Consider the following 17354-nt stretch of genomic DNA (forward strand, 5'->3'; position numbering starts at 1 on the left):
GAGAGGCGCTTTGGCCTGGCTCATGCTTGTTGTTCGAGGGCGGAAACTCAGTCAACTGTTCGAGCTTTGAGCCAAAGCGGGAAGAGTGGACAGCAGCTTGGCTCCCACACGTGCTTAGGGCACCGCGACCCGTCAGCTTGCTGTCCACCCCTCTCACCTTTGACTTTATCCTGTCTTAAGACACAAGCGAGCCTGCTCGCGATGGCGGCGGCACATTCAACATTCTGGCAAGCTGACCCACCGCTATCGCGAGCAAGCTCGCTCCCACCATGGGGGCTGTGTCGAACACAAATTTTCTGCTCGCTGAATATCCAGCGTGGGAGCGAGCCTGCTCGCGATGGCGGCGCCACATTCAACATCCAGGCAAGCTGACCCACCGCTATCGCGAGCAAGCCCGCTCCCACATGGGAGCTGTGCCAAACACAGGTTTTCTGCCCGCTGAAGATCCAGCGTGGGAGCAAAGCTTGCTCGCGATGACGGCGGCACATTCAACATCCAGGCAAGCTGACCCACCGCTATCGCGAGCAAGCTCGCTCCCACAGGGGACCTGTGCCAAACACAGGTTTTCTGCTCGCTGAAGATCCAGTGTGGGAGCAAAGCTTGCTCGCGATGACGGCGGCACATTCAACATCCAGGCAAACTGACCTACCGCTATCGCGAGCAAGCTCGCTCCCACAGTGAGTTATTTATGCCCAGGATCGGGTAGGTCACAAAAAACCCCGCGGCTTTCGCAGCGGGGTTTCGGGTCGGCCCTTAGTGATGTTCACGGGTCGCGCGGAATTTCACGTCCGGCCAGCGCTCTTCCATCAGCGCCAGGTTCACGCGGGTCGGGGCCAGGTAGGTCAGGTGACCGCCGCCGTCCAGCGCGAGGTTTTCCACGGCCTTGTTGGAAAACTCCTCAAGCTTCTTCTTGTCGGCGCATTCGATCCAACGGGCGGAATACACGGTGATCGGCTCGTAGGAGCACTCGACCTTGTATTCTTCCTTCAGCCGGCTGGCGACCACGTCGAACTGCAGCACACCGACGGCGCCGAGGATGATGTCGTTGCTGCGCTCCGGGAAGAACACCTGGGTGGCGCCCTCCTCCGCCAATTGCTGGAGACCCTGGCGCAGCTGCTTGGACTTGAGCGGGTCTTTCAGGCGCACGCGGCGGAACAGTTCCGGGGCGAAGTGCGGGATGCCGGTGAACCCCAGGACTTCGCCTTCGGTGAAGGTGTCGCCGATCTGGATGGTGCCGTGGTTGTGCAGGCCGATGATGTCGCCGGCGAAGGCCTCTTCCAGTTGCTCGCGTTCCGAGGAGAAGAAGGTCAGGGCGTCACCGATGCGCACGTCCTTGCCGGTGCGCACATGGCGCATCTTCATGCCTTTTTCGTACTTGCCGGAGCAAATGCGCATGAACGCGATGCGGTCGCGGTGCTTGGGGTCCATGTTCGCCTGGATCTTGAACACGAAACCCGAGAACTTCTCCTCCACCGGCTCCACGGTGCGCTCGTTGGCGACCCGTGGCAGCGGGCGCGGGGCCCAGTCGACCACGGCATCGAGCACATGGTCCACACCGAAATTGCCCAGGGCGGTGCCGAAGAACACCGGCGTCATCTGGCCGTCGATGAACGCCTGCTGGTCGAACTCATGGCAGGCGCCCTGCACCAGTTCCAATTGCTCGATGAAGCGCTCGTATTCGTCACCCAGGTGGGCGCGGGCCTCGTCGGAGTCGAGTTTCTCGATGATCCGGGTTTCGGTGCGCTCATGCCCGTGGCCGGCGGTGTAGACGATGATGTAGTCGCCCGCCAGGTGGTACACGCCCTTGAAGTCACGGTAGCAGCCGATCGGCCAGGTGATCGGCGCGGCCTTGATCTTGAGGACGGCTTCGATCTCGTCCAGCAGTTCGATCGGGTCGCGGATGTCACGGTCGAGCTTGTTGATGAAGCTGACGATCGGCGTGTCCCGCAGGCGGCAGACGTCCATCAGCGCGATGGTCCGCGGCTCGACGCCCTTGCCGCCGTCGAGGACCATCAGCGCCGAGTCCACGGCGGTCAGGGTGCGGTAGGTGTCTTCGGAGAAATCTTCGTGGCCCGGGGTGTCGAGCAGGTTGATCATGTGCTCGCGATACGGGAACTGCATGACCGACGTGGTAATGGAAATACCCCGTTGCTTTTCCATCTCCATCCAGTCGGAGGTGGCATGGCGGTCGGACTTGCGCGACTTCACCGTGCCGGCGACCGCAATCGCCTTGCCCATCAGCAAGAGTTTTTCGGTGATGGTGGTCTTACCGGCATCGGGGTGGGAAATAATGGCAAACGTGCGTCTGCTGTTGACTTCATTGACAATTTTACGATCGGACATTGCTTAGAATCTCGATTGTGTACCCGAGAGGCACACAGCTAAAAAGTACCTTTGGCCGATTGCAAAGGCCAACACAGATAACCGCGCATTGTAACAGGCGGAAGATGTATCCGCATGAATGGCCTTTTCCTACTTGAAGTCCGCGTTCAGGTCGCGCAGGCCTTCCAGCTTCACGGGCGCGCGACCGGGAAGCCGGGCAACCAGCTCTAGCGTTCCGCCCATGGCTTCAACGTAGTCGCGTAGCGTGGAGAGCAGCATGTCGGTGCGTTTCTCCACCTTGGAGACGTTGCCCTGCTTGATGTGGAGAAGGCCGGCCATGGTCTCCTGGGTGAGATTCAGCGCCTTGCGCAGCTCCTGCAAGGTCATCTGTTCGGCAATGAGCTGCTCGCCGCGCTGCTCGACCTTTTCTCGACGAGCCGCGGGAAGCCCCTTCATGACTTGATCGAGTGACTTAGCCATTGTCCTTTCCTTCCTTCAGTAAACCCAGGTGTCGGTCAAAACGGACGTCCGCGCGCTTGAACAACGCCCGCTTCGGCCATGGCTTCGAACTCCTGCTCGAACTCATTACAAAATTCGACAAACCAACTCACGATTGAAAATACCTTTAAGTGAATATTCCGTCAAACGCATAATCCCGCTCCCTGCTTTCGAATCGACTCTAGCGGTTTTAGAAAGGGCACTGGGCCGGCACGAGCCTTAAGCCAGCAGGAACCGAACCATTGAGCACACCCAAGGCCGCCGGATCTTCCCCGGCATGGGAACCTTTTGCCCCGCGCAGGCGTCCACCTCCCTGCGATGGCTTTTCGTCAGGGCCTGGAAAATCAGTAAGTTAGCCTGGCGAGGCCGCGCTCATGGCTCCCGTTACGTGCTGCTGGCCAGCATCGACAAGAGCTGTTTCTCGCGAACGTTTTCCCGGCCGCCCGCGAGGGTTCGCCGCCCGGGAACGCGTGCGCCGACTGAAAGACAAAGGAGTCCGCCTGTGGCTATCCGCTATGGCAAAGGGCTGATGGGAGGTGCGGTCGTCGTCGCCCTCCTGGCCCTGTTGGTCCACTGGATCGGCATCGATACGATCCTGCGTTACCGCGACGATTTGCTGTTCTACCTGCAAGCCCACCTGATGCTGGTGCTGGCTTCCATGCTGGCGGCCCTGATCGTGGGCATCCCCGCCGGCATCGCCCTCAGCCGCCCCGGCATGGTCGGGCGTGCCGAACGCTTCATGCAAGTGTTCAACATCGGTAACACCGTTCCGCCCCTGGCCGTGCTGGCCATCGCCCTGGGCATCCTCGGCATCGGCAGCGGGCCCGCGATCTTCGCTCTGTTCCTCGCTTCGCTGCTGCCCATCGTGCGTAACACCTATGAAGGCCTGAAAAATGTCCAGGGCTCGCTCAAGGAAGCGGCCGTCGGCATCGGCATGACGCCGCGCCAGGTGCTGTGGAAAGTCGAGTTGCCCAATGCCGTGCCGATCATCGTCGGCGGCGTGCGGGTGGCCCTGGCGATCAACGTCGGCACCGCCCCGCTGGCCTTCCTGATCGGCGCCAACAGCCTCGGCAGCCTGATCTTCCCCGGCATCGCCTTGAACAACCAGCCGCAACTGATGCTTGGCGCGGCGTGCACCGCCTTGCTGGCGCTGCTGCTCGACGGCCTGGTGACACTGGCCAGCCGGCTCTGGCTGGAACGCGGCCTGCGCCCGTCATAAAGCCGCTGGAATAAAGGAATCCTCATGAAGAAGTTGAGCTTGATACTGGGCTGCGCCCTGCTGCTGGCCGGGTTCGCCCAAGCGGCGGAAAAACCGTTGATCCGCCTCGGCGCGCGGGTGTTCACCGAACAGACGCTGCTGGCGGAAATCACCGCGCAATACCTGCGCAGCAAAGGCTACGACGCGCAGATCACCGGCGGCCTGGGCAGCAACCTGGCCCGCAGCGCCCATGAAACCGGGCAACTGGACTTGCTCTGGGAATACACCGGTGTGTCGCTGGTGGCCTACAACCATGTCACGGAAAAACTCGACAGCGCCCAGTCCTACGCCCGGGTCAAGGAGCTCGACGCGAAAAAAGGCCTGGCCTGGCTGGCGCCGTCGAAGTTCAGCAACACCTACGCCCTGGCCCTGCCGGAGAAAATCGCTCGCCAATATCCGCAGATCAGCAACATCAGCCAGTTGAACGCGGTGTTGCAGGCCGAATCGGAGGAGAACCACCTGGTGGCCCTGGATACCGAGTTCGCCAATCGCTCCGATGGCCTGGCCGGGATGGTCGAGCAGTACGGCATGAACCTGACCCGCAAGAACATCCGCCAGATGGATGCCGGGCTGGTCTACACCGCCCTGCGCAATGGCCAGGTGTTCGCCGGCCTGGTGTACACCACCGACGGCCGCCTGAACGCGTTCAAGTTGAAGTTGCTGGAAGACGACAAGCATTACTTCCCCGACTACACCGCCGCGCCGGTGGTACGCCAGGCGTTCCTCGACGCGCACCCGCAACTGGCCGAGCAACTCAAGCCCCTGGCCGCGCTGTTCGACGATGAAACCATGCGCCAGCTCAACGCCAAGGTCGACGTCGACCACCAGAGCCCGTCCACCGTTGCCGCGGACTTCCTGCGCCAGCACCCCATCCCCTGAGGAGGAAAAGCCATGGAACTGTTGAACGCCTTTTCCCATCTCGATTGGCAGCAGGTGATGCACCTGACCTGGCAGCACGTCACGCTGGTGGGCATCGCCGTGAGCCTGGCGATTGTCATCGGCGTGCCCCTGGGCATTTTCATGACCCGCTTCCCGGCGCTCGCCGGCCCCTTGCAGGCCAGCGCCACGGTGCTGCTGACGATTCCGTCGATTGCGCTGTTCGGCCTGCTGTTGCCGTTCTATTCCAAGTTCGGCCAAGGCCTGGGCCCGATGCCGGCGATCACCGCCGTGTTCCTTTATTCCCTGCTGCCGATCATGCGCAACACCTACCTGGCCCTGACCGGCGTCGAACCGGGCATCCGTGAAGCCGCCCGCGGCATCGGCATGACCTTCGGCCAGCGCCTGCGCATGGTCGAGTTGCCCATCGCCGTGCCGGTGATCCTGGCGGGCGTGCGCACCGCCGTGGTCATGAACATCGGCGTCATGACCATCGCCGCCACCATCGGCGCCGGCGGCCTGGGCGTGCTCATCCTCGCTTCCATCAGCCGCAGCGACATGTCGATGCTGATCGTCGGCGCCGTGCTGGTCAGCCTCCTGGCCATCTTCGCCGACCTGCTCCTGCAATGGCTACAACGCTCGCTGACTCCTAAAGGGCTCCTGAAATGATCGAACTTCAAAACCTCAGCAAAACCTTCAAGAGCAACGGCAAGGATGTGAATGCCGTGGACTCGGTGAACCTGACCGTCAACGAAGGCGAGATATGCGTGTTCCTCGGTCCGTCGGGTTGCGGCAAGAGCACCACGCTGAAGATGATCAACCGCCTGATCCCGCCCACTTCGGGCAAGGTGCTGATCAACGGCGAGGACACCACCGGCCTCGACGAGGTGACCCTGCGCCGCAATATCGGCTATGTGATCCAGCAGATCGGTTTGTTCCCGAACATGACCATTGAGGAAAACATCGTGGTGGTGCCCAAGCTGCTCGGCTGGGACAAACAGAAATGCCACGACCGCGCCCGCGAGTTGATGAGCATGATCAAGCTCGAACCCAAGCAGTACCTGCATCGCTATCCACGGGAACTGTCGGGTGGCCAGCAGCAACGGATCGGCGTGATCCGCGCCCTGGCGGCCGATGCGCCGCTGCTATTGATGGACGAACCCTTCGGCGCGGTGGACCCGATCAACCGCGAGATGATCCAGAACGAATTCTTCGAGATGCAACGGGCGCTGAACAAGACCGTGATCATGGTCAGCCATGACATCGACGAAGCCATCAAGCTGGGGGACAAGATCGCGATCTTCCGTGCCGGCAAGCTGATCCAGTGCGATCACCCGGACACGCTGCTGGCGCACCCGGCCGATGACTTCGTGAGCAATTTCGTCGGCCAGGACAGCACCCTCAAGCGACTGCTGCTGGTCAAGGCCGAGGATGCGGCCGATAACGCCCCGTCGGTCAGCCCGGAAACCCCGGTGGCCGAGGCGCTGGAGCTGATGGACGAGCACGACCGCCGCTACGTGGTGGTGACCTGTGCCGAGAACAAGGCGCTGGGCTATGTGCGCCGTCGCGACCTGCACCGCCAGACCGGCACGTGCGGAGAGTACCTGCGCGAGTTCAACGCCACGGCGGCCTACGACGAACACTTGCGGATCCTGCTGTCGCGCATGTACGAGTTCAACCGCTCGTGGCTGCCGGTGATGGATGCCGAGCGGGTATTCCTCGGCGAGGTGACCCAGGAATCGATCGCCGAGTACCTCAGTTCCGGACGCTCCCGGGGCGGCAAGACCAGCATTGTCTCGCCGGCAGAGATCGCTTCTGCCTGAGCCCTGACGAAATCCTGGTGGCGAGGACAACCCTGTGGCGAGGAGATTTATCCCCGCTGGGGCGCGCAGCGGCCCCGACCCCGGTTCACGCACGTGTCAGAGCGTTCGGGGGCGGACGCCTTTGGGGCTGCTACGCAGCCCAACGGGGATAAATCCCCTCGCCACAGGTTTGGCCGCTCCCGTGGCGGCAAGACCAGTATTGTCTCGCCGGCAGAGATCGCTTCTGCCTGAGCCCTGACGAATTCCTGGTGGCGAGGGGATTTATCCCCGCTGGGGCGCGCAGCGGCCCCAACCCCCCGGTTCACGCAAGTGTCAGAGCGTTCGGGGGCGGGCGCCTTTGGGGCTGCTACGCAGCCCAACGGGGATAAATCCCCTCGCCACAGGTTTGGTGTGCTCCCGTGGCGGCAAGACCAGTATTGTCTCGCCGGCGGAGATCGCTCCTGCCTGACCCTTGACGAAATCCTAGTGGCGAGGGCAACCCTGTGGCGAGGGGATTTATCCCCGCTGGGGCGCGCAGCGGCCCCGACCCCGGTTCACGCAAGTGTCAGAGCGTTCGGGGGCGGACGTCTTTGGGGCTGCTACACAGCCCAACGGGGATAAATCCCCTCGCCACAGGTTTGGTGCGCTCCCGGGGCGGCAAGACCAGTATTGTCTCGCCGGCAGAGATCGCTTCTGCCTGAGCCCTGACGAAATCCTAGTGGCGAGGGCAACCCTGTGGCGAGGGGATTTATCCCCGCTGGGGCGCGCAGCGGCCCCAACCCCGGTTCACGCAAGTGTCAGAGCGTTCGGGGCGGGCGCCTTTGGGGCTGCTACGCAGCCCAACGGGGATAAATCCCCTCGCCACAGGTTTGGTGCGCTCCCGTGGCAAGACCAGCATTGTCTCGCCGGCAGAGATCGCTTCTGCCTGAGCCCTGACGAATTCCTAGTGGCGAGGGGCAACCCTGTGGCGAGGGGATTTATCCCCGCTGGGGCGCGCAGCGGCCCCGACCCCGGTTCACGCAAGTGTCAGAGCGTTCGGGGCGGGTGCCTTTGGGGCTGCTACACAGCCCAACGGGGATAAATCCCCTCGCCACAGGTTTGGTGCGCTCCCGTGGCGGCAAGACCAGTATTGTCTCGCCGGCAGAGATCGCTTCTGCCTGACCCTTGACGAAATCCTAGTGGCGAAGACAACCCTGTGGCGAGGGGATTTATCCCCGCTGGGGCGCGCAGCGGCCCCAACCCCGGTTCACGCAAGTGTCAGAGCGTCCGGGGCGGACGCCTTTGGGGCTGCTACGCAGCCCAACGGGGATAAATCCCCTCGCCACAGGTTTGGTGCCTGACGAACGATCCAACGGAACATCAATCTGTCACGCGGGTCGGTTACATCAGGAGCTGTCGCGCCCCGCACGACGGATGTGTGCAGAAACGCGACATTTTTAGTTGATCTCAGGCCCCTCACGCCCTAAAGTTCGCGCCGAACGTCCATGCTGGAAACGATCCATCCGGCTCAAGTACTGACGACGAGACAGCAAGGCCAAGGGAACCACGCATCCCATGGCCTTTTTGCTTTCGGCGACATGCCTTGGGAAGTAGGCGAACCAAAGTGGGGATACGGAGGACGTTCGCGGGGGCAGCTTGCCCTCAAACCCATTGATCCTGATGTTTGCCAGTAGGAGTCCCAAGTATGTCGATCCAGGTCGAAGATTATTTCGCGCGCGAAACTTTCCAGAAAATGAAAGCGTTCGCCGACAAGCAGGAAACCCCGTTCGTGGTGATCGACACCGCGATGATCGCCCAGGCCTACGACGACCTGCGCGCCGGTTTCGAATTCGCCAAGGTCTACTACGCCGTCAAGGCCAACCCGGCGGTGGAAATCATCGACCTGCTCAAGGAAAAAGGCTCGAACTTCGACATCGCCTCGATCTATGAGCTGGACAAGGTCCTGAGCCGTGGCGTCACGCCCGACCAGATCAGCTACGGCAACACCATCAAGAAATCCAAGGACATCCGCTACTTCTACGAGAAGGGCGTGCGCCTGTACGCCACCGACTCCGAAGCCGACCTGCGCAACATCGCCAAGGCCGCGCCGGGCTCGAAGGTCTATGTGCGGATCCTCACCGAAGGCTCGACCACCGCCGACTGGCCGTTGTCGCGCAAGTTCGGCTGCCAGACCGACATGGCCATGGACCTGCTGATCCTGGCCCGTGACCTGGGCCTGGTGCCGTATGGCATTTCGTTCCACGTTGGCTCGCAACAGCGCGACATCAGCGTCTGGGACGCGGCGATCGCCAAGGTCAAGGTCATCTTCGAGCGCCTGAAGGAAGAAGACGGCATCGTCCTGAAGCTGATCAACATGGGCGGTGGCTTCCCGGCCAACTACATCACCCGCACCAACAGCCTGGAAACCTACGCGGAAGAAATCATCCGTTTCCTCAAGGAAGACTTCGGCGACGACCTGCCGGAAATCATCCTGGAGCCGGGCCGTTCGTTGATCGCCAACGCCGGCATCCTGGTCAGCGAAGTGGTGCTGGTGGCCCGTAAATCCCGCACCGCCGTCGAGCGTTGGGTGTACACCGACGTGGGCAAGTTCTCCGGCCTCATCGAAACCATGGACGAAGCCATCAAGTTCCCGATCTGGACCGAGAAGAAAGGCGAGATGGAAGAAGTGGTCATCGCCGGCCCGACCTGCGACAGCGCCGACATCATGTACGAAAACTACAAGTACGGCCTGCCCCTGAACCTGGCCATCGGCGACCGCCTGTACTGGCTGTCCACCGGTGCCTACACCACCAGCTACAGCGCCGTGGAATTCAATGGCTTCCCGCCGCTGAAATCGTTCTACGTGTAAATCGCTGCCTGCTGGCGCAAAAAAAGCCCGTGACCGATGTCACGGGCTTTTTTCGTTTCAGGGTGCCCACCGCAGCGGCATCGTTCGCAAGGCAAGGGCCATTTCCCGCAATTGCGCCAACGGATAGGCCAGTTGGGCAAACGAGGCCCGCGCCCGCCGCAGGCTCTGCTGCCGGCCGTTGGTGTGCAGTTCGAGCTTTACCTGCATCAGGAAATAGCCCAGGCGATGGCACAGGTCGGCAATATTGTTCGCCGCCGACGTCGATCGGACATACAGCCCGTTCAACGCCTTCAAGTGCGCCTGGGCCAGTGCCCTGCGCTGCGCCTGGGTATGCGGGACGCCCGGGTCGTAGCGCATGCCGGGCAGGTTGCCCCACCCCAAGGCGTAGTAGATCTCGATCTTCGGGTCCGGCCCGTGGCAGGTACAGAGCCGCAGCGTCAGCGAATCGATGAAGCGCACGAACAGGCTGTGGATCGTCTGCGAAACGCTCACGATCAAGGCCTTGAGGCGCTCGACCGCGGTCGCGCATTCGCCCAGCCGCTGACCGAGGTTGTCGATCAGTTGCATGACGCTGGCGGTGCGATTGCTCCCGTGGGCACCGACATTGACCGGGGTGAAGCGCGACGGGTCGAGGCAGCCCAGCAAGGGGCGATCGACGGCGCCCATGGCCTGCTCGGCCACCTGTTCGAACTGCGCCACGAAGCGGGCCGTTTGCTCGACCACCTGATGGACCGTGAAGCCCAACGAGGGAACAACGCAGGCAATCGCTTTCCAACGGCTTTCATTGTCCGTCGCCGCCCGGGTCAGCGCCTGCACGTCGGGAGGCGCCAGCAACACATGCCCGGAACGGCGAAACACACTGGAAAAGCGCTCGATCTCCGCCAGGCTATCCGGCAGGTCGCTCAAGAAACCGATGTATTCGCCCAGGGCCGAGAAGTGTTTCTCGTCCAACAAAAAATCGACCATGATCCATCACCGCCGTGTGCGTCAGCCATGCATGGCCAGGGGCAAGGACAACGGCGCCAGGAACGCCATGAACCGCTGCGCCTGGTCGATCAGGTCGACGCTGCGCGCTTCCTGCTCCAGGTACGCGTTGGCTTCGATCAGCCGGGCGAACGACCGGTAGGCGGCAACCACGCGCTGGTACTCGCCCACGTAGCGGCGCCGTTCATCGTCGATGGCGTGGATGACGTGGATGAACTGGACCTTGCCCTTGAGGGCGTTGAGCTGGCCGTGGTGTTTGTCGATATCGGCGTCCAGGGCCTGGACCTTCCCGGCCAACTGGTCCCGCGAGCGTACCAGGTCGAGGAAACGAACCCCTTCGCCGACCTGCACCAAGGTCTTCTTGAGCTGCTCGATCGCCTGCATGACCAACTGCACTTCCGGTGGCGCGATGCCCAGCTTCATCACCTGCTCCAGGGTCAGCACCAGGTCGTTGCCAATCCCTTCGACCCCACCGCTCTTGAGCAGGCCGATGGCTTCGCTGGCCAGGCCGCGCTCCTTCTGGCGCTCGGCCCGCTCTGCCTCCAGGCGCTTGAGGCTGGCCTCGACGCTGCGTTGATCGCGTTCCATGTCCTCGACGAAACCCAGGCTCAGGCGCCGATCGAACACATCGCGGATGCTCGACAACTGATCGCCGAGGCGACGGGTCGATTGCGTCACGCAAAGGCTCATTTGCACCCGTTCCCGATCACGGTCCGCCTCGATCTCCTGCACGTCCTGTTCGTTCATGGCGTTCGCCCGCTCCTTGCCCAGCTCCTGCAAGCGACGCACCCGGCCTTCGAGCGCCATCCGGGTGCTCAGCGTCACGTCGTTCAGCACGGCGCTGCTGGTGTCCACGCCGAGCACCAGGTCATCGAACCGATGATGCAGTTGCGGCAGGTAGTTCCAACGAATGAACAGTGCGCGGGATTGGACCGCGCCGTCCCTCATCAGCCTGCTGCTGTCGGCCATGATCGCGAGGTCGACCGCCGGGTAGTCAGGGCTGGGCAGCATGGCCATCGCGGCGCGCATCCGGATGCCATAGACCCGTTCGTACTCCTCGTCGGCTTCCTTGAACACCGCGATCAAGGCATCCGCGTCATGCTCGATCTGTTTCCAGGGCGCGGCCACTTCACGGAACGCCATCATGAAGCGCCGCAGGCTGAGGGCATCATCGATCTGGGCCACCGCCTCCCGGGAGGCCTTGACGTAGAGATGCATGACATTCCAGACGTGCATCAGGTTCTGCGTGGCGATGTCCGCGTCGATCGCCACCAGTTCCAGCCCCTGCAGGTCATGCTTGACCCGGCTCAGCGAACCGAGGGTCTGGTGCTTGCCCCTGAGTTCTTCGATGGCCGCCTCCTGCTCCTGGTACAGCCGATTTCTTTCGGCGCGGATGTTTTCCGCCTCCACCCCCAGGTAGATGGCCAGCGCCAGGCCGATCAGGTTCATGCCGGTGGCGGCACCGAGGGACCTCTCCACGGCATTGGCGTATTCGGTATTTTTCTCTTCGATGCGCAGGGCCCGATCCTCGACCTGTCGCTTGAGTATTTCGACTTCGCTGGGCAACAGGGTACTGCCGATCAAGCTGAGGCGAAGTTTGATTTCCGGCAGGATGTGCTGACGCAAGTCATAACCAAAGTGATCCAGGGCCAACTTGATGTTTTTAACGACCGTGAGATTATCCTCAACTTTCCGGTAGATCTGATTCAGGTAATAACCCACATCTTCCACAGTATCCGGTGCCAACTCGATACCGGGAAACTTGCCTCCAAGTTCCAACTCAAGTTGTTTTAGCTGCGCCAGGGTCCGGATATCATGCTTGTCCAGTTCCCTGGACGCCCGGACATCGTCATAGACTTCCTCCATGGACTTTTCATAGATGGCCATGCTGGCGGCGAACAACTTCAGTTGGCTGCCGGTCAGCATGATCGACTCCCGCAGGGGTGACCAACGGCGCGCATGGCTGCGGGTGGCGCGAAAGGTCGCCACGAAATCCTCGACCCGCAGGCCCGCGCCACCGCCGGAGGTGTCGCCGAAGTTCAGGTAGTCCCTGACATTCGCCACGGTGTACGGCAGCGCCAGGGCGGCCGACTCATACTTTCTCAGGTCGATGATCTGTTTCTTGGTCAGCAACAGCCCCTTGCCACGGGACTCGCCTTCTTCCGTCGGGGCCGAGGCATTGGCCAGCGTCTTCGGCGCCAATTGCGCAAACAGGGTTATATCTTCAGGCGAAGCATCGACCAATGCCTCGTTCCAGACCGCATGGGCATTCATAATTAATCCTTTAATTATCGTTGGGTCGGCCACACGTAACTAAGTGCCGCCGATAGCTGAAGTACACGTTCATATACAGCCGCTCGGACACTAGTCGAACGAGATGAATGAAGTCAAAGCACGAAAACAATGCATACATTAGCGGATACTACAAGTCCGCCGCCCTGTGACTGCCATAGCGCAGCGGGATAATGAATAAATAAGAAAGGGCCTGATGATCCCACCAGGATCTGTATGAAAAGTCTTGAGACGAAGGTCAGGCGAGGCTGTTTTTAACGCAGCATCACCGAGTATCAAGGCTTTTCGTGCAGAGCCTGGGCGCGTTGTTCCAACACGGCGATACGTGCCTGATAGGCTTCCACGAGGGGTTGCAACAGCGGCATCTGCGCCCGGGACAAGGTGTGCACCGCCACCCGCAGGAAATTGAGATTGCCGCCCTCCATGGCGCGGCGCAGCCAGGCCAGCCCTTCGTCGACCCGGTGGTCGGCCAGCAGCACGCAGCCATGGCTGAACTGCCCGCGGAAGTCACCGCCCTCGGCTGAGCGTCGATACCACTGGGCGGCGGCCAGCGGATCCGCCGCACAGCCTCGCCCCTCTTCCAGGTAACGCCCCAGCAGGTTCATGGACTTGGCGTGTCCCTGTTCGGCGGCGCGCCGGTACAGGCGCAGCGCCTGGTCCTGGTCCGCGGGCACGCCACGGCCGGTCGCCAGCAGGTTGGCGTAGTTGTACATCGCCCAGTCCAGCCCTGCCTCGGCGGCCTGGCGATAATGCCCGGCGGCGATCGACGCATCGGCGCTGCAGCCCCAGCCGTGTTCATGGCAGCGCCCGAGCATGTTGCGCGCCATCAGGTGTCCACCCCGGGCGGCAATGGAGAACCAGCGCAGGGCCAGGCACGGGTCGCGGCTGATGCCCTGGCCGTCGAGCAGGATCTGCCCGAGCAGGGCTTGGGCCTCAAGCACGCCTTCGCGGGCGGCGACCAGGATCGCCTGGGCGGCCCGTGCGGGACTTTCCTCAAGCATCGCCGTGAGGGCATCGCCGTCGAGCACTTCCTCGCGACGCAGACGAAAGTCCGCCACCTACACCTCGACCCAGCGGCGCAGCAGGTTGTGATAGGTGCCGGTCAGGCGGATCAACGAAGGATGGTCGGGCAGGTCCCGGGCCAGTTGCTGGATCGCCTCGTCCATTTCGAACAGCAGCGCCCGCTGGCTGTCTTCGCGCACCAGGCTCTGGGTCCAGAAGAACGAGGCGTAGCGGGCGCCCCGGGTGACCGGGTTGACCTTGTGCAGGCTGGTGCCCGGGTACAGCACCATGTCCCCGGCCGGCAGCTTGACCCGCTGGATACCGTAGGTGTCCTGGATTTCCAGCTCGCCGCCGTCGTAGTCCTGCGGATCGCTGAAGAACAGCGTGGCCGACAGGTCGGTGCGGACCCGCTCGGCGCTGCCCTTGGGCTGGCGCACCGCGTTGTCGATATGAAAATCGAAATGGCCACCCGCCATGTAGCAGTTCACCAGCGGCGGGAACACCTTGTGCGGCAGCGCGGCGGACAGGAACAACGGGGTTTTCCATAGCCGGTCCAGCATCGCGGCGCCGATTTCCTTGGCCAGCGGATGGCCTTCGGGCAACTGCAGGTTGTGCTTGGCCTTGGCCGACTGGAACCCCGCCGTGACCTTGCCATCCGCCCATTCGGCCTGCTCCAGCGCCTCGCGGATACGCTGCACTTCTTCGGGAGAAAACACGCCGGGGATGTGCAGCAACATGGCATTCGGACCTGTGGATAAAACGGGGCGCCAATGGTAGTGATTCTTATTGACTGTGCACAACCCCCGCAGACGGTTCACGCCGCAGAAACCGGAAAGGAAAAAGGTGAAGAATGTAAATTCATACCAAATAGCAATATTTCGCAATTGATACAAAAAACCGTTTACATTATATTTCGCGGCCTCGAATCCTTGGGGAAAGGAAAATTTCATGTCGCGTCAACCTTCACCATCACCGGTCAACTCACCTCGCTTGCTGGCCTCGGCCATCGGCGTGGCCCTCAGCGCAACCTCCGCGACGCAACTGGTCCAGGCCGCGCAGGACACCGATGAGAAAGCACCGCGCAATGCCATCGCCCTGGATGCCACCAGCATCACCGGCGAAAGCCAGGACGCGACGTCCTACCAGGTGGAAAAAGCCTCTTCCCCGAAGTACACCGCGCCGCTGGTCGACACGCCGCGCTCGGTCACCGTCATCCCGCAACAGGTGCTCAAGGACACGGGCGCATTGAACATGCAGGACGCCCTGCGCACCGTGCCCGGCATCACCTTCGGCGCCGGTGAAGGGGGCAACCCCCAGGGCGACCGTCCGTTCATCCGCGGTTTCGATGCCCAGGGCGACACTTACCTCGACGGCGTGCGCGACACCGGCTCACAGAGCCGCGAGATCTTCGCCGTGGAATCCATTGAAGTCAGCAAGGGCCCGAACTCCGCCGTCGGCGGTCGCGGCGCCGCGGGCGGGACCATCAACCTGGTGAGCAAGAAAGCGCACCTGGGCGACACCCTCGACGGCGGCTTCACCTGGGGCTCGGACCAGACCCAGCGCTACACCCTGGACGGCAACTACCAGTTCAGCGACACCGCCGCCGGCCGTCTCAACCTGATGAGCCACGAAAGCAATGTCGCCGGCCGCGACAAGGTCGACTACGACCGCTGGGGCATCGCACCGTCGCTGGCGTTCGGCCTGGGCACCGACACCCGGGTCAACCTCGATTACTACCACCTGGAAAGCAACGACCTGCCGGACTCGGGCATTCCCTACACCGTGCCGGCCTCGGGCCGCACGGCCGACCGCACCAAGGCCAACCCGGACAAGCCCTACGACGGCGGCGACAGCAGCAACTTCTATGGCCTCACCGACCGGGATTTCCGCAAGACCCGCACCGACACCGCCACCTTCGCCATCGAGCACGACCTGAGCGATGCGCTGACGCTCAAGAACACCCTGCGCCACGGTTCGAGCATGCAGGACTACATCCTGACCCAGCCGGACGACAGCAAGGGCAACGTCAACAACGGTACGGTCTGGCGCCGGGCCAACAGCCGCGTCAGCAACGTCGACACCACCACCAACCAGACCGACCTGTTCGGTGATTTCTACGTCGCCGGCTTCAAGAACAGCTTCTCCACGGGCATCGAACTGAGCCGCGAGAAAGGCGAGAAATCCTCCTACACCGTCAACACCGACACCGTGCCGGGCACCCCGGCCGCGAACACCAATTGCACGCCGTCGATGATCGGCTCGTCGAGCGGCTACAACTGCACCTCGCTTGCCAACCCGAACCCGAACGACCCGTGGAACGGCACGGTCGCCCGCAACTACGCCGGCACCGACACCACCAGCGTCACCCGCGCGCTCTATGTGTTCGACACCCTGGAACTGTCGCCGCAATGGTTGGTGAACATGGGCCTGCGCTACGACCATTTCGACACGAAGTACAAGACCTACAACGCCGCCGGCACCACCACGTCCAAGGGCGACGACACCAGCGAGTTCATCACCGGCCAGTTCGGCCTGGTCTGGAAACCGGCGGACAACGGCAGTATCTACGCGTCCTACGCCACCTCGGCCACGCCACCGGGCAACATGGTCGGCGAAGGCACCGAAGGCAACCCGCTGGGCGGCACGCCGGACCGCAACGGCAACCTGCTCGCCAGCGACATGGAGCCGGAAACCACCAAGAACTACGAGATCGGCACCAAGTGGGACCTGCTCGACGCGCGCCTGTCTCTGACCGCGGCGATTTTCCGCACGGAGAAAGACAACGCCCGGGTCCAGGTCGACACCACCACCTACGAGAACGCCGGCAAGACCCGCGTCGACGGCATCGAACTGTCGGCCAGCGGCAAGATCACCGACAAGTGGCAGGTGTTCGCAGGCTACAGCTACCTGGACAGCGAACAAGTCGACGGCGGCCCGATGAGCACCACCGACGGCAACGAACTGCCGAACACGCCGAAGAACAGCGCCAGCGTCTGGACCACCTACGCCCTCACCCAGAAGCTGACCATCGGCGGCGGCGCGTTCTATGTCGACGACGTGTTCGGCAGCGTGGCGAACACCACCATGGTCGACTCCTATGTGCGCTACGACGCCATGGCCAACTACAAGGTCAACAAGCACCTGGACCTGCAACTCAACGTGCAGAACCTGACCGACGAAACCTACTACGACAAAGCGTTCTCGACCCACTTCGCCAACCAGGCGGCCGGGCGTACCGCGTTGCTGAGCACCAATTTCCATTTCTGACCGGAGCAAAGGCGCAGATTTGTGGCGAGGGGATTTATCCCCGCTGGGATGCGAAGCAGCCCCAAGCCTGACTCGCGATGTCAGATTGGTCGAGTTCATCGCTTTTGGGGCTGCTGTGCAGCCCAGCGGGGATAAATCCCCTCGCCACAAGTTATCTGCTCGAGGAGTCGTCCAGTACCTGGCGACAGCGGCAAACGCCCCGCTC

General features: G+C 62.4%; 12 protein-coding genes. 6 read left to right on the top strand and 6 right to left on the bottom strand.

Going from position 1 to position 17354, the window contains the following annotated elements; genetic code table 11:
* Positions 1-753: 753 nt before the first annotated feature.
* Both Q6A48_RS23595 and Q6A48_RS23600 read right to left on the bottom strand, forming a co-directional pair.
* Complete coding sequence (locus Q6A48_RS23595; RefSeq protein WP_304556812.1) at positions 754-2343, bottom strand: peptide chain release factor 3; 1590 nt, start codon at positions 2341-2343, stop codon at positions 754-756.
* Between the two features lie 129 nt (positions 2344-2472).
* Positions 2473-2802 (bottom strand): XRE family transcriptional regulator, encoded by a 330-nt coding sequence (locus tag Q6A48_RS23600; protein WP_304556813.1) that lies wholly within the window; start codon positions 2800-2802, stop codon positions 2473-2475.
* Positions 2803-3349: 547 nt separating this feature from the next.
* On the opposite strand from Q6A48_RS23600, the gene Q6A48_RS23605 reads away from it, so the two are divergent.
* From Q6A48_RS23605 to Q6A48_RS23625, 5 genes are all read left to right on the top strand, one after another.
* Complete coding sequence (locus tag Q6A48_RS23605) at positions 3350-4039, top strand: ABC transporter permease (RefSeq protein WP_304556829.1); 690 nt, start codon at positions 3350-3352, stop codon at positions 4037-4039.
* A 24-nt stretch (positions 4040-4063) separates the two neighbouring features.
* On the top strand, positions 4064-4957 hold the full coding sequence (locus Q6A48_RS23610) for a glycine betaine ABC transporter substrate-binding protein (protein WP_304556814.1): 894 nt from the start codon (positions 4064-4066) through the stop codon (positions 4955-4957).
* Between the two features lie 12 nt (positions 4958-4969).
* Positions 4970-5623 (top strand): ABC transporter permease, encoded by a 654-nt coding sequence (locus Q6A48_RS23615; protein WP_304556815.1) that lies wholly within the window; start codon positions 4970-4972, stop codon positions 5621-5623.
* Complete coding sequence (locus tag Q6A48_RS23620; protein WP_304556816.1) at positions 5620-6777, top strand: osmoprotectant ABC transporter ATP-binding protein OsmV; 1158 nt, start codon at positions 5620-5622, stop codon at positions 6775-6777. Before Q6A48_RS23615 ends, Q6A48_RS23620 begins: the two co-directional genes overlap by 4 nt.
* A 1663-nt stretch (positions 6778-8440) precedes the next feature.
* The gene (locus tag Q6A48_RS23625) at positions 8441-9604 is read left to right on the top strand and encodes a type III PLP-dependent enzyme (protein WP_042732281.1); all 1164 of its coding nucleotides are present in this window, start codon (positions 8441-8443) and stop codon (positions 9602-9604) included.
* A gap of 57 nt (positions 9605-9661) precedes the next feature.
* On the opposite strand, the gene Q6A48_RS23630 is transcribed toward Q6A48_RS23625, so the two are convergent.
* From Q6A48_RS23630 to Q6A48_RS23645, 4 genes are all read right to left on the bottom strand, one after another.
* Positions 9662-10570, bottom strand: coding sequence for a hypothetical protein (locus Q6A48_RS23630; protein WP_304556817.1), 909 nt, complete (start codon positions 10568-10570; stop codon positions 9662-9664).
* A 21-nt stretch (positions 10571-10591) separates the two neighbouring features.
* Positions 10592-12862, bottom strand: a complete 2271-nt coding sequence (locus Q6A48_RS23635; RefSeq protein WP_304556818.1) for an alpha-xenorhabdolysin family binary toxin subunit A — start codon at positions 12860-12862, stop codon at positions 10592-10594.
* Between the two features lie 293 nt (positions 12863-13155).
* Positions 13156-13881, bottom strand: a complete 726-nt coding sequence (locus Q6A48_RS23640; protein WP_304556830.1) for a tetratricopeptide repeat protein — start codon at positions 13879-13881, stop codon at positions 13156-13158.
* Between the two features lie 57 nt (positions 13882-13938).
* The gene (locus tag Q6A48_RS23645; protein ID WP_304556819.1) at positions 13939-14619 is read right to left on the bottom strand and encodes a Fe2+-dependent dioxygenase; all 681 of its coding nucleotides are present in this window, start codon (positions 14617-14619) and stop codon (positions 13939-13941) included.
* 211 nt (positions 14620-14830) lie between these two features.
* Here Q6A48_RS23645 and Q6A48_RS23650 point away from each other — a divergent pair, with 211 nt between their 5' ends.
* Positions 14831-17149, top strand: a complete 2319-nt coding sequence (locus Q6A48_RS23650) for a TonB-dependent receptor (protein WP_304556820.1) — start codon at positions 14831-14833, stop codon at positions 17147-17149.
* The last annotated feature ends 205 nt before the right edge of the window (positions 17150-17354 follow it).

Source organism: Pseudomonas citrullilanati (assembly GCF_030580855.1).
GTDB lineage: Bacteria > Pseudomonadota > Gammaproteobacteria > Pseudomonadales > Pseudomonadaceae > Aquipseudomonas > Aquipseudomonas citrulli.